Origin of the sequence: Listeria sp. SHR_NRA_18 (genome assembly GCF_003856515.1) — a bacterium.
In the GTDB taxonomy this organism is placed as follows: domain Bacteria; phylum Bacillota; class Bacilli; order Lactobacillales; family Listeriaceae; genus Listeria_A; species Listeria_A newyorkensis.
In genome coordinates this window covers 795,327-821,973 of record NZ_QPKR01000001.1, presented here as the reverse complement: position 1 = coordinate 821,973, position 26,647 = coordinate 795,327, and the positions used below count along the sequence as shown (strand labels likewise).

The 26,647-nt window shown below is 43.2% G+C and carries 31 protein-coding genes; 26 read left to right on the top strand and 5 right to left on the bottom strand.

What is annotated here, in order from left to right; all coding sequences use genetic code 11:
- Positions 1–149: 149 nt before the first annotated feature.
- The 14 genes from nagA (at position 150) to DUK53_RS04035 (ending at position 11,028) form a co-directional block, all read left to right on the top strand.
- A complete protein-coding gene (gene nagA, locus DUK53_RS04100) occupies positions 150–1,289 on the top strand; it encodes an N-acetylglucosamine-6-phosphate deacetylase (RefSeq protein ID WP_036130677.1) in 1,140 nt (379 codons plus the stop codon).
- 13 nt (positions 1,290–1,302) lie between these two features.
- Positions 1,303–2,007, top strand: a complete 705-nt coding sequence (locus DUK53_RS04095; RefSeq protein ID WP_036089128.1) for a glucosamine-6-phosphate deaminase — start codon at positions 1,303–1,305, stop codon at positions 2,005–2,007.
- A 94-nt stretch (positions 2,008–2,101) separates the two neighbouring features.
- On the top strand, positions 2,102–2,824 hold the full coding sequence (locus DUK53_RS04090) for a GntR family transcriptional regulator (RefSeq protein WP_036089126.1): 723 nt from the start codon (positions 2,102–2,104) through the stop codon (positions 2,822–2,824).
- Between the two features lie 241 nt (positions 2,825–3,065).
- Positions 3,066–4,607 (top strand): AcpB/EbpR/MafR family transcriptional regulator, encoded by a 1,542-nt coding sequence (locus DUK53_RS04085; RefSeq protein ID WP_036130681.1) that lies wholly within the window; start codon positions 3,066–3,068, stop codon positions 4,605–4,607.
- A gap of 16 nt (positions 4,608–4,623) precedes the next feature.
- Positions 4,624–5,652, top strand: a complete 1,029-nt coding sequence (locus tag DUK53_RS04080) for a WxLIP family cell surface protein (RefSeq protein WP_036130683.1) — start codon at positions 4,624–4,626, stop codon at positions 5,650–5,652.
- Entirely contained in the window at positions 5,642–5,854 is a 213-nt protein-coding gene (locus DUK53_RS04075) for a hypothetical protein (protein ID WP_036089122.1), read from the top strand. Before DUK53_RS04080 ends, DUK53_RS04075 begins: the two co-directional genes overlap by 11 nt.
- An 8-nt stretch (positions 5,855–5,862) precedes the next feature.
- A complete protein-coding gene (locus tag DUK53_RS04070; RefSeq protein WP_036089121.1) occupies positions 5,863–6,057 on the top strand; it encodes a hypothetical protein in 195 nt (64 codons plus the stop codon).
- The gene (locus DUK53_RS04065; protein ID WP_036089119.1) at positions 6,054–6,362 is read left to right on the top strand and encodes an LPXTG cell wall anchor domain-containing protein; all 309 of its coding nucleotides are present in this window, start codon (positions 6,054–6,056) and stop codon (positions 6,360–6,362) included. Before DUK53_RS04070 ends, DUK53_RS04065 begins: the two co-directional genes overlap by 4 nt.
- The gene (locus DUK53_RS04060) at positions 6,363–7,031 is read left to right on the top strand and encodes a WxL domain-containing protein (RefSeq protein ID WP_052164834.1); all 669 of its coding nucleotides are present in this window, start codon (positions 6,363–6,365) and stop codon (positions 7,029–7,031) included.
- Between the two features lie 192 nt (positions 7,032–7,223).
- On the top strand, positions 7,224–8,837 hold the full coding sequence (locus DUK53_RS04055; RefSeq protein WP_052164835.1) for a copper resistance protein CopC: 1,614 nt from the start codon (positions 7,224–7,226) through the stop codon (positions 8,835–8,837).
- 16 nt (positions 8,838–8,853) lie between these two features.
- Entirely contained in the window at positions 8,854–9,465 is a 612-nt protein-coding gene (locus tag DUK53_RS04050; RefSeq protein ID WP_036089114.1) for a YcnI family copper-binding membrane protein, read from the top strand.
- Between the two features lie 18 nt (positions 9,466–9,483).
- Positions 9,484–9,807 (top strand): magnetosome magnetite crystal formation protein family, encoded by a 324-nt coding sequence (locus tag DUK53_RS04045; RefSeq protein ID WP_036089113.1) that lies wholly within the window; start codon positions 9,484–9,486, stop codon positions 9,805–9,807.
- A 68-nt stretch (positions 9,808–9,875) separates the two neighbouring features.
- Positions 9,876–10,538, top strand: a complete 663-nt coding sequence (locus DUK53_RS04040) for an MOSC domain-containing protein (RefSeq protein WP_036089111.1) — start codon at positions 9,876–9,878, stop codon at positions 10,536–10,538.
- A gap of 76 nt (positions 10,539–10,614) precedes the next feature.
- Complete coding sequence (locus DUK53_RS04035) at positions 10,615–11,028, top strand: VOC family protein (RefSeq protein ID WP_036089110.1); 414 nt, start codon at positions 10,615–10,617, stop codon at positions 11,026–11,028.
- A gap of 48 nt (positions 11,029–11,076) precedes the next feature.
- On the opposite strand, the gene DUK53_RS04030 is transcribed toward DUK53_RS04035, so the two are convergent.
- Both DUK53_RS04030 and DUK53_RS04025 read right to left on the bottom strand, forming a co-directional pair.
- Positions 11,077–11,799, bottom strand: coding sequence for a potassium channel family protein (locus DUK53_RS04030; protein WP_036089109.1), 723 nt, complete (start codon positions 11,797–11,799; stop codon positions 11,077–11,079).
- A 93-nt stretch (positions 11,800–11,892) separates the two neighbouring features.
- Entirely contained in the window at positions 11,893–12,810 is a 918-nt protein-coding gene (locus DUK53_RS04025) for a COX15/CtaA family protein (RefSeq protein WP_036130689.1), read from the bottom strand.
- A gap of 325 nt (positions 12,811–13,135) precedes the next feature.
- Between DUK53_RS04025 and cyoE the strand changes: the two genes are divergently transcribed.
- From cyoE to DUK53_RS03990, 7 genes are all read left to right on the top strand, one after another.
- Positions 13,136–14,044, top strand: a complete 909-nt coding sequence (gene cyoE / locus DUK53_RS04020) for a heme o synthase (RefSeq protein WP_036130692.1) — start codon at positions 13,136–13,138, stop codon at positions 14,042–14,044.
- A 122-nt stretch (positions 14,045–14,166) separates the two neighbouring features.
- Positions 14,167–15,219 (top strand): CAP domain-containing protein, encoded by a 1,053-nt coding sequence (locus tag DUK53_RS04015; protein ID WP_036089104.1) that lies wholly within the window; start codon positions 14,167–14,169, stop codon positions 15,217–15,219.
- 69 nt (positions 15,220–15,288) lie between these two features.
- Positions 15,289–15,738 (top strand): YlbF/YmcA family competence regulator, encoded by a 450-nt coding sequence (locus DUK53_RS04010; protein WP_036089103.1) that lies wholly within the window; start codon positions 15,289–15,291, stop codon positions 15,736–15,738.
- A 15-nt stretch (positions 15,739–15,753) separates the two neighbouring features.
- The gene (locus tag DUK53_RS04005; protein WP_036080110.1) at positions 15,754–16,035 is read left to right on the top strand and encodes a DUF2129 domain-containing protein; all 282 of its coding nucleotides are present in this window, start codon (positions 15,754–15,756) and stop codon (positions 16,033–16,035) included.
- A 277-nt stretch (positions 16,036–16,312) separates the two neighbouring features.
- Positions 16,313–16,885, top strand: a complete 573-nt coding sequence (gene rsmD / locus DUK53_RS04000) for a 16S rRNA (guanine(966)-N(2))-methyltransferase RsmD (RefSeq protein WP_036130693.1) — start codon at positions 16,313–16,315, stop codon at positions 16,883–16,885.
- Positions 16,878–17,378: a pantetheine-phosphate adenylyltransferase gene (coaD, locus tag DUK53_RS03995; protein WP_036089100.1), complete on the top strand. Its 501-nt coding sequence runs from the start codon at positions 16,878–16,880 to the stop codon at positions 17,376–17,378. The genes rsmD and coaD overlap by 8 nt, the downstream gene beginning before the upstream one ends.
- A complete protein-coding gene (locus tag DUK53_RS03990) occupies positions 17,374–18,420 on the top strand; it encodes a SepM family pheromone-processing serine protease (RefSeq protein WP_036131363.1) in 1,047 nt (348 codons plus the stop codon). Before coaD ends, DUK53_RS03990 begins: the two co-directional genes overlap by 5 nt.
- Positions 18,421–18,450: 30 nt before the next feature.
- Here DUK53_RS03990 and DUK53_RS03985 read toward each other — a convergent pair whose 3' ends face one another.
- Complete coding sequence (locus DUK53_RS03985) at positions 18,451–19,635, bottom strand: nucleotidyltransferase (RefSeq protein ID WP_036093725.1); 1,185 nt, start codon at positions 19,633–19,635, stop codon at positions 18,451–18,453.
- Between the two features lie 265 nt (positions 19,636–19,900).
- On the opposite strand from DUK53_RS03985, the gene DUK53_RS03980 reads away from it, so the two are divergent.
- The 4 genes from DUK53_RS03980 (at position 19,901) to DUK53_RS03965 (ending at position 22,572) form a co-directional block, all read left to right on the top strand.
- Positions 19,901–20,428: a YceD family protein gene (locus DUK53_RS03980; protein WP_036093722.1), complete on the top strand. Its 528-nt coding sequence runs from the start codon at positions 19,901–19,903 to the stop codon at positions 20,426–20,428.
- Between the two features lie 96 nt (positions 20,429–20,524).
- Entirely contained in the window at positions 20,525–20,701 is a 177-nt protein-coding gene (rpmF, locus tag DUK53_RS03975; RefSeq protein WP_036064226.1) for a 50S ribosomal protein L32, read from the top strand.
- Positions 20,702–21,301: 600 nt separating this feature from the next.
- Positions 21,302–22,192, top strand: coding sequence for a 2-dehydropantoate 2-reductase (locus DUK53_RS03970; protein WP_036130696.1), 891 nt, complete (start codon positions 21,302–21,304; stop codon positions 22,190–22,192).
- Between the two features lie 14 nt (positions 22,193–22,206).
- Complete coding sequence (locus DUK53_RS03965) at positions 22,207–22,572, top strand: DUF3397 domain-containing protein (RefSeq protein ID WP_036093772.1); 366 nt, start codon at positions 22,207–22,209, stop codon at positions 22,570–22,572.
- Here the strand turns inward: DUK53_RS03965 and DUK53_RS03960 are convergent.
- Positions 22,569–24,299: an ABC transporter substrate-binding protein gene (locus DUK53_RS03960; RefSeq protein WP_036131365.1), complete on the bottom strand. Its 1,731-nt coding sequence runs from the start codon at positions 24,297–24,299 to the stop codon at positions 22,569–22,571. The two genes, DUK53_RS03965 and DUK53_RS03960, sit on opposite strands and share 4 nt — an antisense overlap.
- Positions 24,300–24,401: 102 nt before the next feature.
- Between DUK53_RS03960 and DUK53_RS03955 the strand changes: the two genes are divergently transcribed.
- On the top strand, positions 24,402–25,649 hold the full coding sequence (locus DUK53_RS03955; protein ID WP_036093719.1) for an MDR family MFS transporter: 1,248 nt from the start codon (positions 24,402–24,404) through the stop codon (positions 25,647–25,649).
- A 58-nt stretch (positions 25,650–25,707) separates the two neighbouring features.
- On the opposite strand, the gene DUK53_RS03950 is transcribed toward DUK53_RS03955, so the two are convergent.
- On the bottom strand, positions 25,708–26,460 hold the full coding sequence (locus DUK53_RS03950; RefSeq protein WP_036130699.1) for an ankyrin repeat domain-containing protein: 753 nt from the start codon (positions 26,458–26,460) through the stop codon (positions 25,708–25,710).
- Positions 26,461–26,647: the final 187 nt, after the last annotated feature.

The window sequence follows — 26,647 nt, the reverse complement described above, 5'->3', positions numbered from 1 at the left end:
TGAAAACAGTGGATTGTGTTTCTTATTTTCACCATGTGAACGCATAATTATTAGAATCAGGGGTAAAGAAAGAACATAAAGAGGTTGCATTTTTTTAAATAAGTTGTATAATAATTGGTATAGACCAGTTATGGAAGGGATGTTTTTTAATGACTTCAAAAGTAATCAAGAACGCAGTAGTGTACACAGGCGATTCCGTTATCGAGGAAGGTTTTGTGCGATTCGATAAGACTGTGCATGAAGTTGGCCCGATGACAAGCTATCAAGAAGTGGCTGGCGAAGAAGTTGTAGACGCCAAAGGTCAGAAGTTAGTACCAGGATTTATCGATGTTCATTCGCACGGTGGCTTTGGTTTCGATGCGATGGATGCCGACCCTGTGAAATTAAAAAAACAAGTACAAGGTATGCTGAACGAAGGAATTACCACGTATTTCCCAACGACGATGACGCAATCTAGTGAAAACATTGAGAACGCGTTGAAAGTCATTGACGAGGTAGCGAAAGACGAGCCTTTAATCGGCGGCATTCATTTGGAAGGTCCTTTTGTGTCGCCTGTATTTAAAGGTGCTCAGCCAGAAGAATACATTACCGCGCCTGACTTGGAACTTTTCAAAAAATGGTTTAAGGCAAGTGGGGAACGGATTAAATTGGTGACATATGCGCCAGAACACAGCACGTCACCAGCTTTTGAGGATCTTTGTATCGAACTTGGTGTTGTGCCGTCTGTGGGTCATTCTAATGCGGTTCGTGCGGAGTTGATTCACAGTAAGGCGAGCCATGCGACTCATATGTACAATGCGTGTCGTCCGCTACATCACCGCGAACCAGGCGTTGTCGGGCACGTTATGCTGGAACCGAGCATTCATGCCGAGTTGATCGTGGATGGCATTCACGTGCATCCTGACATGATTAAACTGGCATACAATGTGAAGGGGCCGAAACGTATCAATATTATTACGGATGCAATGCGTGCAAAAGGAATGCCGGACGGTGACTATGAATTAGGTGGTCAAAAAGTATTTGTGAAGGATCGCCAAGCGCGTTTGGAAGATGGAACGCTTGCTGGAAGTGTCTTAACGTATGATGATGCTTTCCGTAACATGGTGAAATTTACTGGCTGTTTGATTGAGGATGCTGTATTGATGTCTTCGGTGAACCAAGCAGAAGAATTTAAATTAGATTCAAAAGGCGGTATCGCAGTAGATAAAGATGCTGACTTTAATCTTTTGAATGATGCGCTTGAAATTCAAGCAACCTATTCATTCGGGAAAAAACATAGCAAACAATAGGAGGAAATAAGTCATGAATATTATTGTCAAAGAGTCAAAAGCAGAAGCGTCAAAAGAAGCTTTTCAACTGATTGAGAAAGCCATTAAAGCTGGTGAAGCAAAAACATTAGGTCTTGCAACAGGAAGCACGCCAACGGATTTGTATAAAGAGTTTGTGGCTAGTGATGTGGATACATCGAACTTGGTCTCTGTGAATTTGGACGAATATGTTGGTCTTTCAGCAGAAGACCCAAATAGCTATCATTTCTATATGAATGAGGCGTTGTTCTCGAAAAAGCCGTTTAAAGAAAGCTATTTGCCAGACGGTTTGGCGGAAGATGGGGAAGCTGAATGTGCACGTTACGAGCAAGTTTTGGCAGATCACCCAATTGATATTCAAGTATTGGGAATCGGTACGAATGCGCATATCGGTTTTAACGAACCAGGAACGCCATTTGAAACGCCAACGCATAAAGTTTTGCTAACGGAATCAACACGCGAATCAAACAAGATTTATTTTGAGCGCGAAGAAGATGTACCGACACATGCATATTCGATGGGAATCAAGTCGATTATGGGCGCTAAAAAGATTATTTTACTGGCATTTGGCGAAAGCAAAGCACAAGCGATTAAAGACACGGTGGAAGGCAAAGTGGACGTAAGTATCCCAGCCTCTGTCTTGCAAAACCACCCAGACGTGACGATTGTTGTAGATAAAGCCGCAGCATCTTTATTATAAGGAATAAAAAAGCACCAAGCTAAATCGTTCTAGGAATGGCGTAGCTTGGTGTTGTATGTTATAATTCACTTCTACAAAAAAGAAGGTGTAAATGATGATAGATAAGTCGTCGGGGATTCCGATCTATATTCAAATTCAAGGTGAGATTAAGCAGAAAATTGAAGATGGTACGTGGCAAGTTGGGAAAGCAATTCCAGCGGAGCGGCAGTTAGCGGAGATGTTTCATGTGAGCCGAATGACGGTTCGCCAGGCGATTCAAGGGCTTGTAGATGATACCATTTTGCAACGTCGGGTTGGTGCTGGGACCTATATCGCGGAGAAAAAGATGACAGAACATTTAGAAGCGGTGACCAGTTTCACGAATTTAATGATACACGAGGGAAAAACGCCATCATCGCGGATTGTTTCTTACGGCATCAGACCTGCAAGTACGCAGGAACGTGAGGCGCTACAATTACCGGAAAATAGCAATGTGATGCGGATTGAACGGATACGTTACGGTGATAAAATACCGATTTTATTTGAAGTCGTTGTTGTCCCAGAAAATATTGCGTCGTTATTGAATAAAGAAGATATCATGGATTCGCTTTATGAGGCTATTCTAACGAAGCTGGGTCAAAATATTGGGGAAGCCGAGCAGATTATGGAGGCAGCACTCGTTTCTGAAAAAGTCGCGCCGTATTTGGATGTGAAACTCGGTTCACCGGTGATGAAATTACGCCAAATTACGTTTTTACAAGATGGTAGACCATTTGAATTTACGCGTTCGCAATATGTTGGAAATCGTTTTCAATTTGTAGCGAGAGTGAAGCAATAACAGAACTGGAATAGTGGAGACGGGAAACGGTGTCTCTGCTATTCCAGTTTTATTTTGCCTTTTTTTATGGTATAAAGAAGGGGACGATTGTAAGAGATATTGAATTATCAACTAGTTGCAGGTGTCTGGGGTTACTTCACTAGCCACAAAGTATAGCTTTATTCCAAAATGAAGAAAAAAAAGTTATTGAAAAACATACCTAAAAAATGAAATAATAAGGTTCTTGCGAGGAGGAGAAAAAATGAACAAACTATATTTAGACTTGCTGACAGATAAAAAGAATAAGCGATTAGTTATTTTGTTAGACTATCTTGTAAAGTCTCGCCATCCAAGCACAATCGAGGAATTAGCAGATGTGGTCAATGTCAGTATAAAAACGCTGAAAAAGGATTTGGAAATTTTAGAAGATGTGTTTCCAGAGGGTGTATGGCTCGCCAATATTGGGAATAAGAGTATTTTACTGGAATGGAAAGCGACTTTTTCTATCAGTGATTTTATTCAAAGCTTTATTGGGAATAGTCCGCTGTTTCAAATTCTGGATGCGATGTTTCGCGGGGAGCATTTTTCGGTGGCGCAGTGGAGTGAGAAGCTTTGGATTTCGGAAATGACGTTGCGCCGTTACACGAATACACTTGTGAAAATTATTAAGCCGTATAAGCTACATTTGGAAACGGCTCCGCTGCAACTTGGCGGTAAGGAAAGTGATATTCGTTGTTTTTATTTTAGTTATTTGAATCAGCGGAAACAAACGGATGTGATGTCTACGAGTGCCGAGGATAAGAAAGTGATTTCGCTATTTTATAAAAAAATATTGGAAAAAGCGGAAAAACGTTTAAATCGTGTCTTGCACTTGGATTATCATCGCGTGGTATCTTGGCTGGGTGTCATTACGCAGAGGCTTGAAAATGGAAACTATATCAAACTCAGTCCTGCGTTGAAAGAGGAGATTACGCAGAAAAAAAGTTTTCAGATTTTCCAGCAGTTATATACGGATGAGTTGATGGCGAATTTTGAGTTTGTCAATATTCCAGAGGATGAGATGGTGTATGCGTACATTATTTGTTTGGATAGTGTTGTTTATAAGCTGAATGATGGGAAGCACTTTCGGATGCGCCGGGATAATGCGTGCGTGAAAATATATGAGGATTTGTTTGAGGAGTGGCATTTGAAGCATTTGGGAATACCGGACGGGAAGCTGGAACATGCACGTACGAGCTTCATTGCTTTTACGGAAAATCTCGTGTTACTTACTCAAATAACGGCTGTATTTCAGAAAAATTCCTACGAGTTAAATGTATATACGAAATCAGAATATCCGTACACGTATCGATACTGGCTGAATCAATTAACGCAAAATGAACATGTGAAAGATTTGCCAAACGCCTATCGTGAGGATGTTGCTGTGAGTTTAACGATGCTGACATGTGCGTATCGCGGGGAAGAGAACTATCGAAATAAGAAGATATTATTTTCGTTTTCTGGGGAATCGACATATATGAATTACTTGATGACGCGTGTGAGACAACATATTCCGCACGGTGTAAAGTATGATTTCTTGTTTAATGAAGAGGTGACGGAAGCGGCGATTCAGGAGCGTGGCGTGGATATATTTTTGCATAATTATGATATTGATGAAAGCCTGAATAATTGTTTATCGTTGCGGATTTCACCTTTTCCGACGGTTCGGGAGTTGGAATTTATTAATAAGCTGATTGTGGATATGCCTTCTGATATTATGCATATGACGTATGATGCTTACAGCGAGAACTTGATTACAGGATAAGATAACGGAGGATTTTATGAAAAAAACAATACTAGTATTACTGTGTTTGATAGGTATGTACACGATGAGCGCGCCAGTTTTTGCGCAGGAACCGGCTTTTTCTGTTAAAGCTGTGTTACCGGAGAATCAGCGAGGCGAGGCGACGAGCTATTTCGATTTGAGAATGAGGCCTGGGCAACAGCAGGAGTTGGAAGTGGCGCTCCGTAATGCGACGGATAAGGATGTAACGATTTTGGTTGAGGCAAATAGTGCTTTTACGAATGGCAATGGGATTGTGGATTATAATGCCACGGATAAGCCGGTCGATGAGTCGCTGAAACATGGATTTGGAAGCATTGCGGAGGTTGTGAATCAGGAAATTATTGTGAAAGCAAAGACGGAAACGAAGGCCAAAATCAAGGTGAAGATGCCAGACGTGGCGAAGGATGGCGTTATATTAGGTGGCCTTGTGTTTTCAGAGAAGGAAGCTGCGCATGATGCGGGTGCCAAATTGCAAAATCGATTTTCCTATACGATTGGCGTGGTGCTTTCGCAAAACGACACGGTGGTCAAGCCAGATTTGCATTTAGGTGAAATCAAGGCGGCGCAACAGAATTATCGCAACAAAATCACGGCGAATTTACAAAACGATCAAGCGGTTATTCTGCGGGATTTAGCGATTAAAGCCGAGGTTTACCGTGAAAATGGGACGAAAGCATTATTTGAGCAAAAATCTGAAAAGTTGAGAATGGCACCGAATTCTAATTTTGATTATGCGATTCATACGCGGGATCAGCCGCTAAAACCCGGAAATTATACATTGAAACTGACAGCGACGTCTGGGGAAGATACGTGGTCTTGGGAACGCGATTTTAAAATAGATAAGGCGACCGCGGATGATTTGAATAATACGGCGTTGGATTTGGATGAGGGCGGTTGGTCGACGATAGGTTTTGTTGTGGCTATCATTATTTTACTAGGTCTTGTGATGGTATTGTTTTGGAAGCAGCGTCAAACGAAGAAGAAATTAGAAATAAAATCGAGGAGTGAGGAAAATGAGAGTTGACCACCATTTTGATGATATTGCTATTTTTCAGGTAGAGTTTACGGATCGGCGTAATAATCGCCATAATCGTTGGATTGCGGTTCATGATCACGGGGAGTTGAGTCCACGGCATATGCTAGAGAAGAAATTCCAGCGTTTTGATGCGGTGAAGGTCAGGAATATTGATGAATGGGATGTTGGACTATACTTACGACCAGAGTAGGTGAAACGATGAAGGGGTTATTATTTTTGCAGGATAAGGAAGAGCAGACTTTCGGAGGCGACGTGTACGATCAGATGATTTGTTTGGATTATATTGGTTTGATTGAGGCGGAGTTTCATGATGGGTATGTTGTTTTTAAAGGATATACGGAACAGGGTTCCTATATTGCGGCAAGATTGGCAGGAAAGGAGGTGAGTTTTTGATTAGGCGAGGAAATTCGGGTATAGGTAAGGGCATACTTTTCATAGTTGTCGCTTCACTCGTTATTTCAGGGCATTCCTATGTGGAGGCTACTACGGGCAAGTCGGATATGACGATTCGGATTTTGGAGCAACCGAAGCAAGAAGTGGAAGTGCCAAAAGAGATGCCAAGAAAAGATGTTTTATTACCTGTAACGGGAGATGTAAATAATTCTGTTTTCTTAGTTATTATAGGCGGAATATTAATTTTATTCGGTGGATTGTACTTAAGGAAACTAGAAAATAAGCGAGCGAAAGAGGTAAATTAGATGACGAAGCAAAAGAAAATGATGACAGGGTTAGCGGTTTTTGGAGTAACGATAAGTGTTTTTGCGGCTGGTGTTGGTGCCGCGGAATTTGACGGGGCGGACAAAGCAACGAGTGAGGCGACGGTGAATGTGTTACCGGGAACGGGTGTTGTTGATCCACCGATTACCAATCCGATTGATCCAGAATTACCGGAGATTCCCCTAGAGCCAACGAATCCAAATGAAGGACCGCTACGTATTAACTATGTGTCGGATTTGAATTTTGATGATCATACATTGACGGGGAGAGAGGAAACGATTTTTTCGAAAGATGATGTCGTTGGAGAAAACGCGATTCCGGCTTTTATTAACGTAGCTGATTTGCGTGGAACTGGTGATGGCTGGACATTGAAAGTAGCGCAAACTGGTGAGTTAGTTCAAGGTGCTGAGTTGCGGTTTAAGCCGGTATATAATGGTGCTGATGACAAAATCACGGCAGTTGGTGGAAAACTTCATGGTGATGGAGATGAGATCGATATCGCGATTGCTGACGAAAATGGTGGTATGGGATCTAACTCGATTTTGCTTGGTGGCACGGATGGTGTTGCGCTCGTGATTCCGACTGATGCGAAGGCTGGGGATTATAATGCAGCGCTTCACTGGAACATCGTTGCGGATCCTTCTGTCTAATAATTAATTTTTCAAAAACTTGAATTCGTGCCGCGTACACATGGATTTGGGAATTTGGAAGATGAAAAAATGTCGAGAGTCTGCATGATGAGGCTCTCGGCTTTTTTGTGAAGCAGATTAATTTCGTAAATAAAAGTTGCATGGTATCTTAGAGGGTAGATGGTTTTTGTGAAAAGAAGGGGGCTGAGAGCGATGAGGCAATTTTGGTGGTGGGGTGTTGGATTGGTTATCGCGGTTTGTTTGTTTTGTGTTCCAACTACCGTAGCACAGGCGCATGCGTATTTGCAAAGTTCGACGCCGGTGGATCAATCGTCATTGGATGAGTCGCCGAAAAAAGTGGTTTTGACGTTCACAGAGATGATTCAAAATGAGTATCCTTCTGTTATTGTGAGGGATTCTGAGGGTCGTCGTGTGGAGAATGGAAAAGCGTTTATCAATTCGGAAAATGATCATGTCGTGGAAGTTGGACTACAGGACGGCTTACCTGATGATGTGTACAGTGCGGAATGGCGCGTTGTATCGGCGGATGGGCATCCGGTTTCAGGGGTTATTTCTTTTAAAGTTGGCGAAACGACTCAAGGTTTTATGGCGTCTAGTGCTTCGACGGCGAGTGCGACTTCTTCCTGGCCAAGTACGATTGTGAAGATTATTTTATACATAGGATTCAGTTTAGCCGCAGGGGTATTATTATTTTTCTTGGCGCTTTACCGAGGAGAAGTCAGTCCAAAATTGCGTCAGAGAGCGGTTCGTGTTTTGTATGTGGGGCTCGGGCTACTCCTCATTGGATTCCTGTTATTTCTACCTTTACAAGTTCAGATTTATACAGGTGGGAACGGCTGGGATTTCGCGGCGATGGGGCAATTAGTGCAGCGCTCGGGAATTGGACATTTGTGGCTGGTTCAGATGGTGAGCCTGCTAATGTTGATGGTGAGCTTGTTTCTTATTTTCCAGAAAAGTAGAATCGTCAAGCTTTGGTTTTGGCTAGTACCGCTTGCTTTGTTTATGGTACTATTATTTGCAAAGGCGATGCAGGGACATGCGGCAGGGAGTCCAGACAAGACAATCGCGATTCCAATGGATTTTCTACACCTTGTTAGTGCTTCTGCTTGGGTAGGCGGCATTGTCGTACTGTTCTTACTCTTGCCAAAACAACCAGAGGCGAAGGTCGCGTGGAACCGATTTAGTCCTTGGGCTGCGAGCTTTGTCGGGATGATTATCGTGAGCGGGTTGCTGATGAGCGTGATGAACTTAGGGTCGATGGCGAAACTATTTACGACGGAATACGGGAAGGTCATCTTGGTGAAAGTGGTGCTGTTTCTCGTGATGGGAGCGCTTGGTTTGATCCACTATTTATACATGCGACAAACAGGAAAAATGATGTCGGCAAAAACGATTATTGCTGAATTTGGCATAGGCTTGGTGATTCTTGGTGTCGCGGCGTTTTTGACAAATGTACAAACACCACCGCCAGCCCCACCAGAAGCTTTCTCGCAAAAAGTGGCGACGGATTCTGGATTCGTTTCTCTAAAAATTGCTCCGGCAGTCGTTGGGGATAATACGTTTCTTGTCGTGTTCACGGATCAAGATGGACAAGTTCGGACGGATTTTCAAAAGGTGACGTTGACCGCCGTTCCATCTGGTAATAAGAAATCGACGGAGTTTGAAGCGAAAAAGAATGCACAAAATGAATATGCGGCAAGTGGACTATATTTGAATGCGACAGGGCGTTGGGAAATCAAGGTTCATGCGCTTAGTAAGGACTTCTCAGAGATCGACAAAAGTTTTACCATAAAAATAAAACAATGAGGGAGTGTAGGATAGTATGAGAAAATTAGTGACAGGTTTATTGGCGGGGGCGATGTTGATGATTTCGCCTGTGATTGCGAGCGCACATGTGACGGTGGCGCCAACGGAATCGACGACGGGTGCTTGGGAAACGTATACAGTGAAAGTACCGGTGGAAAAAGAGAGTGCAACGGTGAAAGTGGTTGTAAAAGTGCCGGCGGGCGTGGCTTTTCAATCGTATGAGCCGGTTCCTGGTTGGAATGTTGTCGTGAATAAAACGGAGAACACGGTGACGTGGACGGCGACTGGTGGCGGCATTCAAAACGGCCAATTCCAGCGTTTTAGTTTCGTTGCGCAAAATCCAGATAAAGCTGGGACGGTGGATTGGAATGCTTATCAGTATTATGAAGACGGCTCGATTGTGGAGTGGACGGGAAATGAGGATGCTGATTATCCGCACGCCACAACGACGATTTCGAAAGCCGTATCGGATAGCGCCACAGATTCTCACGGCAAAAAAGCGACAGAAAAAAGCGAGACGGATGACGCCAAGGAAAGCCCTTCTGTGATCCAATGGGTTTCTCTAGGCATCGCTATTTTGGCACTCGTTCTAGCTCTTTTGACTTTTGTGATGAAACGCAAAAAATAAGGAAAGGATTTGATATGTTTGACAAGCGATAAGGTTTGGGCGATACTTTCCTATGCTAGCCATTTCTTTTTACCCATTGTTTTTCCAGCGCTGGTTTGGATTTTTGTGAAATCGGAGTATGTAAAGAAACATGCAAAAACGGTATTATTTGTGGATTTAGTTCCAACAGCGCTGAACATTTTGTTTTTAATTGTGGTTGGTTTGTACGGATTTTCAACGGGAGATAGCTCAGGAACGACGTTTATTGTACTGTTTATGCTATTTGTGATTGTTGTGGTGAACGTGGTTATCTTCATTTGGATTATTGTCAGAATTGTGAAGGTCTCCGTGAATAAAATATAAAAAACGACGCCAGAGCTTGAAAGTTCGGCGTTTTTTTGTTAAATTGAAAGCATCAGAGGGGTGAAGACATGGAAGGGAAAATTATTGGACTTGCTATTGGTAAACCAAAAGAGATGGCGGTCGGCAAGAAGAAGTCGATGATGACGGGAATTGTAAAGCAGCCAGTTGAGAAAGCAATGTTGACGCAATATGGTTTTTTAGACGATGGGCAACATGACCTGAGACACCACGGCGGAGTGGATCGTACCGTTTGTATATACCCCGCAGAACACTACGCGCGTTGGAATGAGCAGTTTGGAATCGAGTTGCCACCTGCAGCGTTTGGTGAAAACTTGACAGTAACAGGAATGCTTGAGAAAGATGTTTGCATTGGTGATGTTTTTAGAATTGGGGAAGCGATTATTCAAGTAACAGAGGCGCGTAATCCGTGTGCAACGATTGGAAAACGCAATGATTTATCTGAATTATTCAAAGAAGTTAGAAATACAGGCTATACAGGGTATTTATGCCGTACGATTGAGGTCGGGGAAATTTGCCTTGGAGATACGGTGGAATGTATTGAACGCCCAGATGATTTAGTGACGATTGCGTATTGTCACGAAAACATTCTTCACGGACACGGCACGGAAGAAGAGATGATCCGTATTTTGGAAGTGGAAGCCTTAGCTGAACGCTATCGCTTTGATGTGGAGACGCGTTTAATCAATTTGGCAATGGTGAATGAGGAATAATTTTATTTTTTTTAGTAGTATGGTATAATTTTAGCGAATGAAAGCGTTGTAAAATCAAAAGAAGGTGGGAATAAAGATGACATTAGGTGTATATATCAATATGAAGAATCAGGTTCGTGAGGCATTGGATTTTTATGGAGAGATATTTGGTTCGACGTGTACGGATTTGATGACTTACGGTTCAATCAAGGAAGAAGGCGGACCTGAAATAGACGAAAAAACAAAAAACTTAGTCATGAATGCGAGTCTTCAAATTGAAGGGGACACAGTGATGTTCTCGGATACACCTGATTTCATGGAGTTCATCCCTGGAAATAATGTAACACTGGTGTTGGATACAAAGGATGCGGAGAAATTAACGCGTTATTTTGATGCTTTATCTGATGGCGCAACGAAAATTATGCCATTACAGAAAACATTTTGGTCAGAAAAATTCGGTCAATTAACGGATAAATATGGTGTTGGCTGGTCTTTCAATTTATCTGAGTAACAAAAAAGAGTTTGCGTTTCGTTGTAGGACGAGTCGCAAACTCTTTTTTTATGGCGTGTCTTCGGGTGTTTTTTTGCTGTGAAGGAAAGTTTGAATCATGGTGATTTCGGCTTCTGTTAAGGTACCTGCTTGCTCGATGCTTCGCGTAATTTTTGTGATTTTTTCGGAGCTGCTGAGTTGTTTTTTGTTGTTTGTAATGAAGCTACGAATGGTGGAAGTTAGTGCCCCAATGAAGCCGATTCCAAATAGCATCAGGAGAATCGCCAAAAAACGACCGAATCCTGTGACTGGAACGATATCGCCGTAACCTACAGTCGTTGTTGTTACAATGGAAAACCAGATGGCGTCTGGGTAGTTTTTGATACTTGGTTCTACAAGAATAAGCGGTATTGGAATCACGATGACAAGGATCACGAACGTGTTAATCACTCGATTGAAGCCATTTGTGCGCAGGAAACTATAAAGTGGAGCAATGTAGCGTCTGCCAATGGCTGTTAATTGAAGTATCCGAAACAAACTAACGATACGAGCTAGACGGAAGAAACTGTATAGCGGTAAGATCGCAATGAGTTGAAATAGGTGCGTTTTGATATATGTTTTCTTATCTTCTGCACGGATTAAACGCGCGAAATAATCGACTGTAAAAACAGCCCAGATAACGGTGTTCAGAATAGTAACTGCTTTGCTATGTATTGGAATAGTCAGGACGGAGAGCAGGACTAACAAAAGCATGAACAATTCGTAATAAAGTGTGCGACGTGGAGCTTTCAACCGATTCCCTACTTTCTGGTGATATAATAATCTATTCTATCACAAAAAACCGCCAAACTCATCTGGAACGCGAGTTTGGCGGTTTTATTCGTGTTATCTAATACGTAATCTGTTCTGCTTACTGCGACTAGCAAGTAGGCAGAGATAAGTCATCAAGGCGAACATCATCGTGATAATTAAGCTATGCGCTAGTGCCACATAGAGATTCACGTTTGTTACGACAGACATGAATCCGGTAAATGCTTGAGCCGCAACAAAGATGATTTCAAGTACCATCGCATATTTCAATACGCGATAGTGGCTATATTCGCGGAACACAATCCACGTGACATATAAAATCCAGACAACGAGGATGAGTGCTGCGAACCGATGTAAATATTGCACGTAATCCTGCACGTTGGTCGGCATGATGAATTTTCCATTTTCAAAGGGCCAGGCTGGAACCGCGAGGCTGGCTTTTTCGTGACGAACGAGCGCACCTGTGTAGACAGAGAGGTAAGTGTAGATGGTGAGCAGGTAGATGTTGACTTTTAGCTTCGTGCCGATGACCATGTTGCGCGCGTCGAACTTATTGTCCACTTCAAAAATAAGCAGGCAGAGCAGCACGATGGCAGCGTAACAAATGATAGAGATACCGAAATGGAGCGCCATGATATACGGGTTTTGGCCCCACATAACGGCCGCGGCGCCCATAAAGGCTTGCAATACTAGGAAAGCAACGGCGACAATAGCTAATGGCTTCGTTTCGCGACGATCTTTAATATAAATCCATGCTAAAATAGCTAAAACAATAACGAAAATCGAGCTAATTCCTGTTGTGAGTCGGTGCATAACCTCGATAATTTTTTCGGGTGTGATGTCTGTTAGGCGGACAAATTGACCGTTACAGAGTGGCCACGTATTCCCGCATCCGTCTGCTGAACCGGTCTTCGTTACTAACGCGCCACCAAACACAACGAACGTCATGCAGAGGATTGTTAGGACGGACCAGACTTTTAGAAAAGTTTTCATTTTTTTATGGTTTCCTCCTTCAGATATGTATTAATTAAAAACTGAGCATACAAAAATAGTTTGTATTGCCATATACCATCTTATTTTAACTTGTTTGTTAGTGTAAGTAAAGGGCACGGCTTGTGAAATATGAAGGAGAACCAAAAGTTACAGATACAGTTCTTCGTGCTCAAATGAAGTCCAAAGGCTTGACAAATAGGGTGTTTATTTCCGATAATGGTTAGGATGGAGTTCATAGTGAGATTGTGAACAAATAAGCAATGTAGGCGTGATTGTCTATGTGAATAATGTTTTAAAGTGCAACAGAAGTTAAGGGGGAAAACAAGTGAATCAAATGGAGAAGACGGCAAAGATTGGCGCTGCTACGAAGTTCACTGTGAAAGATTTTACGGAACTTGTGAAAATTGGGATTGTTAATTCCAACACGATTACGGCTTTTACGGGTATGTGGCTGGCATTTCAGTTAACAGGGGTTTCTTTTATTCAAAATCTCGATATTCTTATTTTTACTATTTTGGGATCGGGAATGGTCGTTGCTGCGTCGGGTGCGTTTAATAATGTTATCGATCGCGATATTGATGGGATTATGGAACGGACGAAAAACCGCCCAACGATGACGGGTAAAATTTCAGGGAAACGGGCGCTTCTTGTGGCTGCGGTACTTGGTGTTGTCGGTGAGGCACTGCTATTTATGACAACATGGCAAGCGGGAGTTATCGGTCTAATCGGTATTTTCTTGTATGTCGTGGTGTACTCGATGTGGGCAAAACGGAAACTGGTCAGCAATACGGTTATCGGTAGCTTCTCTGGTGCTGTGCCACCGCTTATTGGTTGGTTTGCAGTAGAGCCAACATTTAGCGCTGTGCCAATTATGTTATTCCTTGTGATGTTCTGCTGGCAACCGCCGCATTTTTATGCGATTGCGATTAAGCGGAAAGAGGAGTATGAGGCTGCTGGAATCCCGATGTTACCTGTTGTTAAAGGTATCGAACGGACGAAATGGAGCACGCTTTTCTGGGTTGTCTTATTAACTATTTTGCCATTCTTTATGTGGGAGTTGGGTCTCGTTTACGTGATTCTAGCCACCGTTTTGAATGTGATTTGGTTGGCGCTATGTATCTATGGATTCAAGATGGAAGACAGTATGAAATGGGCGCGTATTAGTTTTGTGTACTCGATTAATTACATGACGATTCTTTTCGTATCGATGGTTATTATCGGCGTGTTTTTATAAGAAGTGGAGCCTGACTTTAGAGTTGGGCTTTTATTATGCGCAAAAATGTAGATTTTCTTACTAGTAATTTTCGGGAAAAGCCGATACAATAGAGGGAGTAGCATGAAGGAGTGCAGAAGTCTATGCGATTTATTTTACGAACAATTTGTGTGGTAGTGGTATGTCTCTTTGTGGGCTACTATACGGATCTATTTTTTGAAACACCTACAGATGTGAATTCTGTGGATGACAAGGCAGTGCAGCAAGGAAATGTGGACAAAAATAAAACCACGGAAAGTGACCCTAAAGCGGAGACCCAAGCGAGTCTAGCGGCTTATATTAATAAAGATGTGGCGTTACTTGTGAAGAAATATGGTGATCCGAAGCGAATCGATGCTTCTCCATATAGTTATCAGAATTATATTTTCCACCAAACGGATGATCAGTATATGCAGGTCGGTGTGGCGAACAAGAAGGTGCAGACGATTTATGCGCTGGGTGATAAGTTGCCGATGAAGCCATTTGAGATTGATATGCCGACGGAGAAAGTTTTTTTGAATATGAAATTGCAGTCGGAGATTACGTTTAATTATGAGGATAATTATTATCGTTTTGAGTTGTCGGAGGACGAGCTGAATATTCGCCCGCTTGTGAGTTTGGGGAACGGTGTTTATGCGCAGGTAAATTTTGATAAGTTTGAGTCGAAAGTGATTAGCGTTCGGTATTTTAATAAACTATCGCTTATAAAAATGCATCCGTATGAGATGACGTATCAAGGAGATATTTTTAAGGATACGGTGACGGATGAACAGTGGGATAAGGTGGATAAGGCCTCGGATCAGCAGGTTTTTGATATTTCGAATATATTCCGCGAGCGTTATGGTAAGAAGCAACTAGACTGGAATGAGGATGTTGCGAAAGTGGCGTACGGGCATAGTGTGGACATGTATGAGAACAAGTATTTTGATCATGATTCGCCGACGTACGGGACGCTTGCCGATCGGATGAATCGCGCGAATATCGATTATCAGAAGGCGGCGGAGAATATTGCTTCCAATTATTTGGATGGCCCCGCGGCGGTGGAAGGCTGGTTAAACTCGGCTGGGCACCGCAAAAACCTATTTGATAATAGCTTTACGGATATGGGAGCTGGAACTTATCGGAAATTTTATACGCAGAACTTCTTGCAAAAGTAAAGCGTTTTTCGGTGAATCGTGCTATAATGGAGCATGTAATTTGATTTACGATGGAAAGAAGGTGGCAACATGCTTGCTACAATGGAAAATCTGGCTTTGCTTGACATGTCAGATGACCTTGCATCGATGATTTTGGCGTCGGCTGAAGCGGATCAATACCGTGAATGTCTGCACCAAATGACGACGAGTTTACCTACACAACAGCGTATTAAGCGCTTGGCAAAGATAAAGGAACAATACGATGAAGTGCAACGTTTTGGTCGCTATCATCCAGATTATAAAGAAGTGAATCGTTTGGCTCGCCAGTATAAACGTGATGTTGATATGGATGAACATGTCGCGGCGTTTCGGCAAGCGGAGATGGATTTACAAAGTTTGCTCGACGAAATTAGTTTTATTTTGGCAGATGCTGTCTCGGAAAATATTAAAGTCCCAACTGGAAACCCGTTTTTTGAAACGAAATCTTCTTGTTCTACTGGAGGATGCGGATCAGGCGGCGGTTGTGGCTGTTCAGCTTAAAGAGGGGGAAAGGCAATGGAGAATGAACGTCAATCCATCATTATTTGGATGAATCATTTGAAGCAAGTACGTTCTTTAAAGCGGTTTGGAAATGTGCATTACGTTTCTAGGAAATTAAAATATGCGGTTTTATATTGCGATATGGCAGAGATAGAAGAAGTTGCTGCTAAATTAACGCGGTTCCATTATGTAAAACGTGTGGAGCTCTCGTATCGGCCATTCTTAAACACCGAATACGAATCGAAGAAAGATATGAAATTCCGTGACCGCATGGATGACGTACAAATTAGTATTTAGAAATAGATGATAAGCAAGATAAATCGGCGACAAGCGTTCGCATTCCACAAGTTTGAAGGACTTCCGGTTCTCACATACACGAGTATGCTCCGCTTCCGGCTTCCACCAATCTTGTGGAATACAAACGCTTTCGCTCGATTTGTTTGAAGTCGGATTTTCATCTTACGCAGTTAAGTGATTTTATTTTGATTGGTTTTTAAATTTAGTGGCATGATTCGATTCTCGTTTTTTTCGAGATTGGGTTGTGTCGCTTTCTATTTTTGGAGGTACGTAACATATGAGAGTTATTGCAGGAGAACGTAAAGGGCATCATTTGAAGGCGGTGCCGGGGACGAATACAAGGCCGACGACGGATAAGATTAAGGAGTCGCTGTTTTCGATTATTGGGCCTTTTTTTGATGGGGAAAAGGTGCTGGATTTGTTTGCTGGAAGTGGCGGGCTTGGTATCGAAGCGCTTAGTCGTGGGGCGAGTGAGTGTGTGTTTATCGATCAGGCGCAGGCGGCGATTAAGACGGTGCGTTTGAATGTGTCGGCGTGCCATTTGGAGAGTCAGGCGCATATTTTTAGAAATGAAGCGAAACGGGCGTTGAAGGTTTTGGCTAAAAATGAGTGGGCGTTTGATTTGGTTTTTCTGGATCCGCCTTACAAGAAACAGCAGCTGGAGCAGTTGATGGCGTCGTTTTCGGAGCTTGAATTGGTAAATGATGCAGCGCTTGCGATTTGTGAGCATGACGCGGATGCGGTTTTGCCTGATGAGGTTGCTGGATTTAAAAAAATTCGGGAAGAGCGCTACGGGATTACGGTGCTTTCGATTTTCGAATATGAGAAGGAAGTGGCTGGAAATGAATAAAGTGGCGGTGTGTCCGGGTAGTTTTGATCCGATTACGAATGGTCATTTGGATATTATTACGCGTGCTGCGAAGGTTTTTGATGTGTTGTATGTGGCGGTTTTAAATAATTCGTCGAAGAAGTCGCTGTTTGATGTTGACGAGCGGATTTATTTGATGGAGCAGGTGACGAAGCATTTGCCGAATGTGCATGTGGAAAGTGCGTCGGGCTTACTGGTGGACTATACGAAGAAGAAAGAGGCAGACGTGATTGTGCGCGGGTTACGGGCGGTCAGTGATTTTGAATATGAGATGCAGATTACATCGATGAACCGCGTGTTGGATGATCATATCGAGACATTTTTTATCATGACAAGTTCGCAGTATTCTTTCCTCAGCTCGAGTATTGTGAAGGAAGTGGCGCAGTATAACGGGAATATTGCGGAATTAGTGCCACCGATTGTGCACCAAGCGTTGTTAAATAAACTAGGAATACAGGAGAAAAAAGATGATTAAAAAGAATTGGAAAAAATTTTTAGCCGGCCTGATTGTGTTGGCGTTGGTTGTAGCATTTTTTGTGCCATTGCCATATTATGTGACGCGACCGGGCAGTGCAGATAAATTGAGTCCGCTAGTGACGGTGGAGGGGCATCCGAGCAATAGTGAGGGCGTTTTTCGGTTGGTGACAATCGCGATGGGGCAGGCCAATATTTATTCATACTTAGCGGCGAAAATGTTGCCGTACCAAGAAATTGAGAAGGAATCAGATGTCCGCGGGGAAAATGAGACCGATGAGGAGTACAATGTTCGTCAGTTATCACTCATGAACCAATCTAAAAATAATGCGATTCAAGTGGCATACAAAGCAGCAGGGCAATCGGTAAAAATCGAATATCGCGGCGTGTATGTTTTAAGTGTCATGCCAGATGCACCAGCGGCAAAAGTGTTGGAAGCTGGCGATTTAATCACAGCAATCGATGGGAAATCATTTGAATCGAGCGCGGAATTTATTGACTATGTACGCAGTAAAAAAGTGGGGGACAAGGTCGAAGTGAGTTACAAACACCAAGACAAGTCTGAAAAAGCATCGGTTGAATTAATCGATATCGACAAAAAAGGAACGCCTGGAATCGGGATTTCACTTGTGGATGATCAAAAACTAGTGACGGATCCGAAAATCACGATTGATTCCGAGAAAATTGGTGGGCCATCTGCTGGTTTGATGTTCACGCTTGAAATCTATAATCATTTCGGCAAAACGGACTGGACGAAAGGGCATAATATTGCAGGAACTGGTACGATTGATGTAGATGGCAATGTTGGGCGAATCGGCGGCATTGACCAGAAAATTGTAGCGGCGGACCGCGATGATGTGGAGATTTTCTTCGCGCCAGATGATACGATAACGCCTGAAATGAAAAAGGCGCAACCTGGTGTTGCAAGCAATTATGAGGATGCAGTGAAGACGGCGAAAGCGATTGATTCTAAGATGAAAGTCGTCCCTGTGAAGACGTTCCAAGATGCATTGGATTATTTGAAGACATTGAAAGAGAAATAGCGAGACAGAAAAAATCCTTGATCGCGCTGATTAAGGATTTTTTCTGTATGGAGATGTATGAAAATCGCGCAAAATCTGGTTTTCTAGCGTCGGTGCGAAGGAATATAGTTTTGTTGCACGGATATCGTTTTCAATCAAGGCAGGATTTGCTTTGGAGGCGGTGCTGATGATTGGTAATGCGATGTTTTTTTTGATTCGGCCGAGATATCGCTGTCCAGTGGTTGACATGCCTAAAAGTCGGATGTAGTTTTGCGTCGTCGTCGTTTCCGATTGTTGCGCTAGTATTTGCAAGGCTGTGCGTTTGATGCGTGCGTTGCTATAGCGTTTCGTTCTTGTTGCAGCCAGAAATTCGTCAAAATTGGTCGCGTGAAGTGCCGCTTGCTGTAATCGGTTTTCGATGCCTTCTGAGACGCCGCGTGTGCTCTGAAGCTGGGAGATGGGTGCGGTAACAAGTTGGTATTTCAGCAGTGGCCAAAAATCATCCCAGGAGACAAAGGAATGCGTTTCGCGAAACTTCTGTAAAAGGCGCAAGGTGGTATCGGGAACGTATTGGCGGACTTTTTTCCAGTCGTTTCCTAGTAGCATCGTTCGAATAGCAGTGGCGCTCGCAATAGAATGGTGCGTTGGATTCTCGTCGTGATAGGCCGCATTTTGCCTCGCCATCGTCGCGATTTCAATGGCTTTTCCCTGTTCAGCGATTGCGCGCGCATAATGGAATCCTAGAATATTATTCGGTTGCGCTAAATCAAGCGTCAAATCGGGCGCTAGTTCGTGAATAGCGGCATTCCAGGCTGTTGCATAACTATTCTTCTTATCATCCAAAAAACGTCGCATAGCAGCTTTAAAAGGGACATCTTGTTCCGTCAGTATCTTGGCCGCAGAGCTAAAAGCATTCGCATCCCCATTTTCACTACCAAAAAAGATTGACTGCACACCTAGCGCATCTAAGATTTCGACGGCTCCGTTCGCAAAAATCGCGGCTTGTTGTGTCGCAAAATGAAAAGGAAGTTCCACGACAAGATCCACACCCGCGTCAACGGCCATCTGCGCACGCTCCCATTTTGGCAAGAGTGCCGGTTCGCCTCGCTGCAAAAAAGAGCCGCTCATAACAGCGATGACAACATCAGCTTGCGTCTGTTTCCTGGCTTCTTGCAAATGCAATAAATGCCCGTTGTGGAATGGATTATACTCCACGATAATGCCAGTTGCTTTCATTTTTATCAACTCCATGTCACAATAATATCGAGTAAAACGATGCGCTCTAAAAAACTAGCTGAGTCTTCCATTTGAGTTTGGCACGTAAATCATGTTAGACTGAGTAAGTGAGCCGTTTTGAAAGAAATTCGCTGGTCGTTATTTCTGATTACTTCCAGAATACCACAAAATCGGGCGGGAGAACATGGTTCGCTTAGGAAATAGGGATTGACAAAAGGCTTAGAAAAGTCTATAATATTTTTTGTTGCGCTTGGAGTGATAAACGATGAAATGGTCATTAATTCAACTACAGAAATACCGCGGTAAGAAAGTGCCGTTTGAGCAGGAAATAGATGTGACAGAATACTTGAAAGAGCACAATCACGATGTTCGTTCAGCGAGCCTAGTAAAGGTTTCTGGGGACATTTCGGTGCGTCAAGATTCGGTTTTGATTGATCTTGTTTTAGACGGAACCTTTGTATTACCATGTGCCAGAACGTTTGAAGATGTTATTTACCCGTATCATATCAAATCTGTGGAAACGTATGTGAACAAAGAGGAGAAGGTATTGGACGAGACACATCATATGATGGACGGCGATAAAATTGATGCGTTACCAGTGATTGAAGAATTACTTTTGTTGGAGATTCCGATGCAAGTTTACAGCGATAATGTGGAGAACGCGTTGTCAGAAGGAAACGATTGGAACGTGATAACAGAAGAAGAGCTGGAACAACAAGCAAAACAAGAAGAAAAGAAAGTGGATCCTCGTCTTGCAGGATTAGCCGATTTCTTTGATAAGAAAGAAGACTAATTCTAAGAGCTGGAATATATTTTAAGAGAAAGAAATTTTTCTTAGATGGATTGCGATCAAGGAGATATCCTGAAGTCGCGAAGGAGGTGTATGGAAATGGCAGTACCTTTTAGAAGAACATCTAAAGCAAAAAAACGCAAGCGTCGTACGCACTTCAAATTACAAGTGCCTGGTATGGTTGAATGCCCTAATTGTGGCGAGTACAAACTTTCTCACCGTATTTGTCCTGAATGTGGTCAATATAACGGCAAAGAAGTAGTAGAAAGCAACTAAATTGCGTGAACAAAGCAAGCGATACGTACGCTTGTCACATAAAAAAACCGAGAAGACGCCATGGATCTTCTCGGTTTTTTTATTGTTGTTGAGGCTCTTATGAAGCCGTACTATGCTGAATTAGAGCCTCAATATGCATGAGAGCAAAGCGAGCATGTAATCCCCCAGCGGCTCTTAAAACACCAAACCAAGAATCCCGACAAAACAAACAATAAGATTGAAAACCAAGAGCCTCAATATGCATGAGAGCGAAGCGAGCATGTAATCCCCCAGTGGCTCTTAAAACACCAAACCAAGAATCCCGACAAAACAAACAATAAGATTGAAAACCAAGAGCCTCAATATGCATGAGAGCAAAGCGAGCATGTAATCCCCCAGTGGCTCTTAAACACCAAACCAAGAATCCCCACGAAAAAAATATTGAAACTGAAAACCAGATTTTCTATACCACCCAAACATAGTTGAACACATAAACCCCAGTAGTTTTTAGTCCCAAAAAATCAAACCACCAATCATACCTAAAAAAACGTACCATCAAAAATGCAAAACACACAAAATTTTGCTAAAATAGAGCCAAGCTATAAAAGAGGAGGGAACCACATGACCTATCGAGTAGGCATTATTGGCGCAGGAGCCTTGGGACTTTTATACGCTGGTCTATTGCGAACAAACGTGACGCTTTACACAAGAACGAAGGAACAAGCCGACATTATCACGAAAAAAGGCGGGATAACAGTCGTTGTCGATGGGGTAAAGACCCATACCGATGTCCACGCAACGCCCATCACCGAGGCTGATTTCACTGCAATGGATCTCATCATCATAACCGTGAAATCCTACCAACTAGAAGATTTGATGGATACCCTCACGAGAATCCCGACAAACACTCCACTGCTATTCTTACAAAACGGCATAGCGCACCTAGCTCTACTTCCCAATCTACCGCAAAAAAACATCCTACTTGGGACATGTGAACACGGTGCTGGGAAAATTGATGCTACAACGGTAGTCTGGCGCGGGGCAGGCCAAACGAATTGGGCCGTTTATCGAGGGGAGCCAAATGAGGCGTTATATCCTATCATGATGTCTAATCCCGCCTTTCCCTTTTTACAGCAAGCAGATTTTAAAGAAATGGTTTATAATAAGTTATTGGCGAACGCGGTGATTAATCCGTTGACAGCCGTTCTTGGCGTGCAAAATGGTGCTTTGATACATAATGAATCTTGGAATGAACTCCTGGTAAAACTGACGCGGGAAGTCGCGGATATACTGGACCTGGAGAATGCGTTAGAAAAAGTGACGGCGATATGTAAGGCGACATCGGCTAACTTTTCCTCGATGGCAACAGATGTACGAGAGAAGCGAAAAACGGAGATTGCGAGTATTTCAGGCGCAGTCGTCAAACTTGCGCAAGAACAAGGAAAAGTAGCGCCGATTTCTGAAACATTATACGGCCTGGTGAAAGGGCTAGAAGGAGAATACTTACAGTGAATTGGTTAACAAATATGACGGCGCTTGTTATTGTCGCCCCAGTACTTATTTTTACAGTGACCTTCATGGTGACGCAATATATGACAAAAAGAACGCCCAAAGCGGTGAAGCGAAGCGCAGATGTGACGACGTTCTTTCTGATTTTAGCGGATCATTTCTTCATGATTGTGCTATTTGATCAGTCATTTTTGCTCTATATTTTATTGTTGCTATTCTTGATCGGTATTCTATTTGTCGCGCTCTACGCCAAGTCGCAAGGGGATATTAATTTTCGCAAAGTGATTCGTGGCTATTGGCGCATTTGTTTCTTTGCTTTCGCGATTTTGTATTTATTGCTATTCGTGACAGGAATCGTGAAGAGTATTTTATTAGTTTTCTAGTCAATCCATAGTTTTTTCAAGTTTAAGTGGCCGAATACGTGCTTGTCTTCGGTCTTGATCGTGGCGTGGATGAATTGGTGTTTGGTGAGGTGTTCCAGGAAAAGGAGCAGGTGATTATCGCGTACAAAGTCCTCTATTTGGTCGTAAAAATGATCGCGCTCACTGAATTCGGCACATTGTCGCGCTTGATGTAGTAGCTCCTCGATGTGTTGGAGCTCTTTTTTTGCCAAAAAACGTTGCGGGGCCAAATTAGGATTTCCGTAAAAGTCCATAAACGCAATCTCAATATCAGTACTTGGGACATCGGCGCTCATAGCAATGTCGACATCTTCCCATTGACTGGCTTGATAAAATTCAGAGCTGAGATCGATCACTCGCAACGCAAGGGAAATGCCAAATTTGGTAGCTTGCTCCACTATCCAATGCCCTTGGCGAATTGTTTTTGCGTGTGAGAGAACCGCAAATTGCAATGTTTCACCGTTATACTGGGCGGTTTTCAACAATGCTTCTATTTTACTCGAATCCCTTTTTTGCGGGCTGGATTTATGGAAAAAGTAGCTGGAGGCCTCGGTTTCTTCGTGATTCTCTAAATCGTGAAGCATTCTTTGTGGGCCTAGTAAGTGGTAAAAGGCTTCGCGGAATGCTGGCTGATGTGCAAAAGTGCAGTGCTTGAAATTGAAGGTGACAATATTGACGCCATAATCTCTTGTTGCGTGGTCTGTGTAGTCGTTATTGTCCGGGTTTCCCATATTTGTAACGGTGATGGCGGGATTAGCCTGATCTTTTACGAGCCAGAACTCAATGCGATCGAGAAATGGGCGTTCTAGGAAATGAGAATCGAATGCCTCTAAAATCAGTTTTTGAGAGGTTCTTTTTGTCATTTTGAAGGCGCCGGTGCTGATCCATTTATACTCGTCAAATGGGATGTCGTGCGGCAGGATGACGAGATTTCCCAAGCAAAGATAGCGAATGAAAAAGGGATTAGGGGTGCGAAGGTGAATCGTGATTTTGTTTTCGGATGGGAGCTCGATGCGCGCGATATCTCTTAGATACCAATGAGTCACGGTTCCTTTTTGCATGGCTTTTTCAAGGGTGTGGCGAATGTCGGTACTCGTCAATGTTCTGCCGTGATGAAATGGGATTCCTTTTCTGATGTAGAATGTCCAGGTTGTGCTATTATTCTCCCTTTTCCAATGGTGCGCGATGCAAGGCGTGACGGTGTTTGTCGTCGTGTCGAAACGAACGAGTGGGTCGCCGAGTTGAAGAAGTAGGGAACTTTCCATGTTAATCGATGTGTGCAGCGGGTCAAGAATGCTAAATGGGCGGGCGATGACGAGGCGCAGTATATCTTGATCGCCTTTTTCGGTATGAAGTCCAAATAGCTCGTTCATTTCGGAGGATACGGCGCTAAACCATTCGCGTGGAATATTTAGCTGTAAAAGGGTGAGCAGTTTATCCAGATTTTCTTGCTCGACTGCGGTACGGATAAAGTCCTCGATTTCTGATTGGAAGCTCTGTGTGAAGGTTATTTGGGAGGCGTTTCCGCGTCCGCGACCAGGCTGGTACTGGCAAAATTCGAGTTCTTGGTATTTTTTAAGTTTTCGCTTGACGTTTTTGTCGCTACATTCCCATTTTTCAGCTAGTTCGTTCAGACGAAATGTGGCTGTATCGCCGATTTGTCTCTCCGATAAAAAAGCACGCATATCGTAATAGGCAAGATCGCGCATGATAGGACCTCCTTCTAATGATAAAAGGGGACAAAAAAATATGATATTATCCCTTTTTCTCCTTTTTAAAACTAGTTATACTATGTTTAGGAGGTGAAGTCAATGTTTCGTACATTGCATCCCAATATCAAGGCGCGGATAGGTATTTCGTTTTTGAGTAAACTGATTGGTTCGATGGTATTTCCGTTTATGGCGATTTATTTTGCGAAGGAGATTAATATTGGTGTCGCGGGTATTTTATTGATGATCAACATTGCTGTGCAGTTTATAGCGAGTATTTATGGCGGGCATTTGGCGGATCATATTGGACGGCGAAAATTGATGGTTTGGGGAGAGTGGGTGAAGGTTGGGGCGTTTGCATTGATGCTGTTCGTGAATTCGCCTTGGATGGTGTCGCCGTGGTTGACGTTTGTAGCATTGCTTTTGATTGCGGTATCGCAAGGGTTTACGATTCCTGCCAGTGACGCCATGTTGATTGATGTGAGTACGCGTGAGGAGCGGGCTTACATGTATTCGATTAATTACTGGGCGAATAATTTATCGGTGATGATTGGTGTCGTTATCGGCGGCTGGTTTTTCCAGAGTTATTTATTCGAACTGCTCATCGGTTTGCTCGTGATGTCGCTTGTGACGACATGGCTGACGATTACGCTGATTTCGGAAACGTTGGAACAGCACGGGAATAATGCGGTTAGTGATGCGGGGATAAGAAGTTTGTTTCGGAGTTATCAGAAGATTTTGTATGATGCGCGCTTTCTATGGTTCACAGCGGGAGGAATCGCGGTATTATCGATTGAATTTCAGCGCAATAATTTTATTTCGGTACGGCTAGCTGATGTATTTCCGCCGATGATATATAGCTTCGGTTGGCTTGGAAATATACCATTTGATGGCGTGAAGCTAGTCAGTATTTTGACATTGGTCAACACGATGATGATTGTGCTTTTCACAGCGCCGATTGCAAAATGGGTTCGGGATCGCAGTTTGCAAAAATGGATGTATATTGGTTTTATGATTTTTGCGTTGGGGTTCGCGATATGTGCGTTTACGGATAGCGTGTGGGTACTTTTTGGTGCCACGATTATTTTATCTGTCGGGGAACTGCTTTACGTGCCAACGCGGCAAACTATTCTTGCAGATATTGTGGAGGACTCGATGCGCGGAACTTACATGGCGTTTAACGGTTTTGTTTTTCAAATTGGCAAATTAATTGGAGCTGGGAGTCTGATGTTTTCACCGTATATTGGAAAGTATGGCATGGCCTTATTCATATTGTTCTGCGGGCTTGTTGGCGTGATGATGACGTTCTGGGCGCTTAGGCCTGCAACGAGAACGGTGAAACAAGAATAGCCAAAAGAAGAGATACGACCGAGGTAATTATTTCGGTAGTTATCTCTTCTTTTTCGTGTTATTTGGCGCCATGAGCTAATAATAAATTGGAAATGGCGTCATAACCTTGTTGCTTCGCGTGCGCAAGTGGTGTGACGCCGCTTGAATCCGCGATATTTGGATCTGCGCCGTTTTCCAGCAAGGCTTGCACGATTTGTTGCTGCGTTTTGCCACCGTCAGAGAGCACAATCGCTTCTAAAAGTGCCGTCCAGCCAGGATTGTTTACATGATTCACATCGATGCTCGTTTCGGCTAAAAGCAGTTGAACATTGGCGAGGTGGCCTTTTTCAGCGGCTGGAATCAAGGCAGTTCCTCCAAAGCGATTTGTTAGCGTGTAGTCGGGATGGTGCGAAATCATTAATTTCAAAATCTCCGTCCGACCTTCTGCTCCGGCGTATAAAAAGGGACTATCTTCTATCTTATCTTGCAAATTGACATTGGCGCCATGTTGGAGAAATATTTTTGCCATTGGGATATTGTTCGCATGCGTTGCGACGAGTAGACCGCTTTCGCCGCGTGTATTTACCGTATCTACTTGTGCGCCTTCTTGTAGCAGTGTTTCGATTTGCTGGATATCGTTTGTCTCGATCGCTTGGAGCAAGGCTTGATTTAAATCTGCCGTGTTTTTCTTCGGCATGGCTTTCTCCTCCGTTTCTTTTTTTACTGTGGATTTTGGCGTATTGGTGGTTGTTTTTTCCGTGTTGACATTCGAGCAGGCGGTGAGTACGAGTGTCGTGAGAATGAGAATGAGAATGAGAATGAATTTTGCCATCGGATGACCTCCTTCTTTACCCTTAAGTATGCCATATAAAAATAAACTGGAGATTAACTGGGGCTTAAAATGTTGTTACTACTATTTTCTGTTATTTATCTTACCGTGTGCCCCACTAACACCCACTTTTTTTTAGAATGATAAATTGGCTTTATAACGTGGATTGAGAGACTTATTTCTTGTGAGT

Excerpts from the sequence above, each read along its gene's own strand:
- nagA (WP_036130677.1), top strand. The coding sequence starts at position 150 with ATGACTTCAAAAGTAATCAAGAACGCAGTAGTGTACACAGGCGATTCC.
- DUK53_RS04095 (WP_036089128.1), top strand. The coding sequence starts at position 1,303 with ATGAATATTATTGTCAAAGAGTCAAAAGCAGAAGCGTCAAAAGAAGCT.
- DUK53_RS04090 (WP_036089126.1), top strand. The coding sequence starts at position 2,102 with ATGATAGATAAGTCGTCGGGGATTCCGATCTATATTCAAATTCAAGGT.
- DUK53_RS04085 (WP_036130681.1), top strand. The coding sequence starts at position 3,066 with ATGAACAAACTATATTTAGACTTGCTGACAGATAAAAAGAATAAGCGA.
- DUK53_RS04080 (WP_036130683.1), top strand. The coding sequence starts at position 4,624 with ATGAAAAAAACAATACTAGTATTACTGTGTTTGATAGGTATGTACACG.
- DUK53_RS04075 (WP_036089122.1), top strand. The coding sequence starts at position 5,642 with ATGAGAGTTGACCACCATTTTGATGATATTGCTATTTTTCAGGTAGAG.
- DUK53_RS04070 (WP_036089121.1), top strand. The coding sequence starts at position 5,863 with ATGAAGGGGTTATTATTTTTGCAGGATAAGGAAGAGCAGACTTTCGGA.
- DUK53_RS04060 (WP_052164834.1), top strand. The coding sequence starts at position 6,363 with ATGACGAAGCAAAAGAAAATGATGACAGGGTTAGCGGTTTTTGGAGTA.
- DUK53_RS04055 (WP_052164835.1), top strand. The coding sequence starts at position 7,224 with ATGAGGCAATTTTGGTGGTGGGGTGTTGGATTGGTTATCGCGGTTTGT.
- DUK53_RS04050 (WP_036089114.1), top strand. The coding sequence starts at position 8,854 with ATGAGAAAATTAGTGACAGGTTTATTGGCGGGGGCGATGTTGATGATT.
- DUK53_RS04040 (WP_036089111.1), top strand. The coding sequence starts at position 9,876 with ATGGAAGGGAAAATTATTGGACTTGCTATTGGTAAACCAAAAGAGATG.
- DUK53_RS04035 (WP_036089110.1), top strand. The coding sequence starts at position 10,615 with ATGACATTAGGTGTATATATCAATATGAAGAATCAGGTTCGTGAGGCA.
- DUK53_RS04025 (WP_036130689.1), bottom strand. The coding sequence starts at position 12,810 with ATGAAAACTTTTCTAAAAGTCTGGTCCGTCCTAACAATCCTCTGCATG.
- DUK53_RS04015 (WP_036089104.1), top strand. The coding sequence starts at position 14,167 with ATGCGATTTATTTTACGAACAATTTGTGTGGTAGTGGTATGTCTCTTT.
- DUK53_RS04010 (WP_036089103.1), top strand. The coding sequence starts at position 15,289 with ATGCTTGCTACAATGGAAAATCTGGCTTTGCTTGACATGTCAGATGAC.
- DUK53_RS04005 (WP_036080110.1), top strand. The coding sequence starts at position 15,754 with ATGGAGAATGAACGTCAATCCATCATTATTTGGATGAATCATTTGAAG.
- rsmD (WP_036130693.1), top strand. The coding sequence starts at position 16,313 with ATGAGAGTTATTGCAGGAGAACGTAAAGGGCATCATTTGAAGGCGGTG.
- coaD (WP_036089100.1), top strand. The coding sequence starts at position 16,878 with ATGAATAAAGTGGCGGTGTGTCCGGGTAGTTTTGATCCGATTACGAAT.
- DUK53_RS03985 (WP_036093725.1), bottom strand. The coding sequence starts at position 19,635 with ATGAAAGCAACTGGCATTATCGTGGAGTATAATCCATTCCACAACGGG.
- DUK53_RS03980 (WP_036093722.1), top strand. The coding sequence starts at position 19,901 with ATGAAATGGTCATTAATTCAACTACAGAAATACCGCGGTAAGAAAGTG.
- rpmF (WP_036064226.1), top strand. The coding sequence starts at position 20,525 with ATGGCAGTACCTTTTAGAAGAACATCTAAAGCAAAAAAACGCAAGCGT.
- DUK53_RS03970 (WP_036130696.1), top strand. The coding sequence starts at position 21,302 with ATGACCTATCGAGTAGGCATTATTGGCGCAGGAGCCTTGGGACTTTTA.
- DUK53_RS03965 (WP_036093772.1), top strand. The coding sequence starts at position 22,207 with ATGACGGCGCTTGTTATTGTCGCCCCAGTACTTATTTTTACAGTGACC.
- DUK53_RS03960 (WP_036131365.1), bottom strand. The coding sequence starts at position 24,299 with ATGCGCGATCTTGCCTATTACGATATGCGTGCTTTTTTATCGGAGAGA.
- DUK53_RS03955 (WP_036093719.1), top strand. The coding sequence starts at position 24,402 with ATGTTTCGTACATTGCATCCCAATATCAAGGCGCGGATAGGTATTTCG.
- DUK53_RS03950 (WP_036130699.1), bottom strand. The coding sequence starts at position 26,460 with ATGGCAAAATTCATTCTCATTCTCATTCTCATTCTCACGACACTCGTA.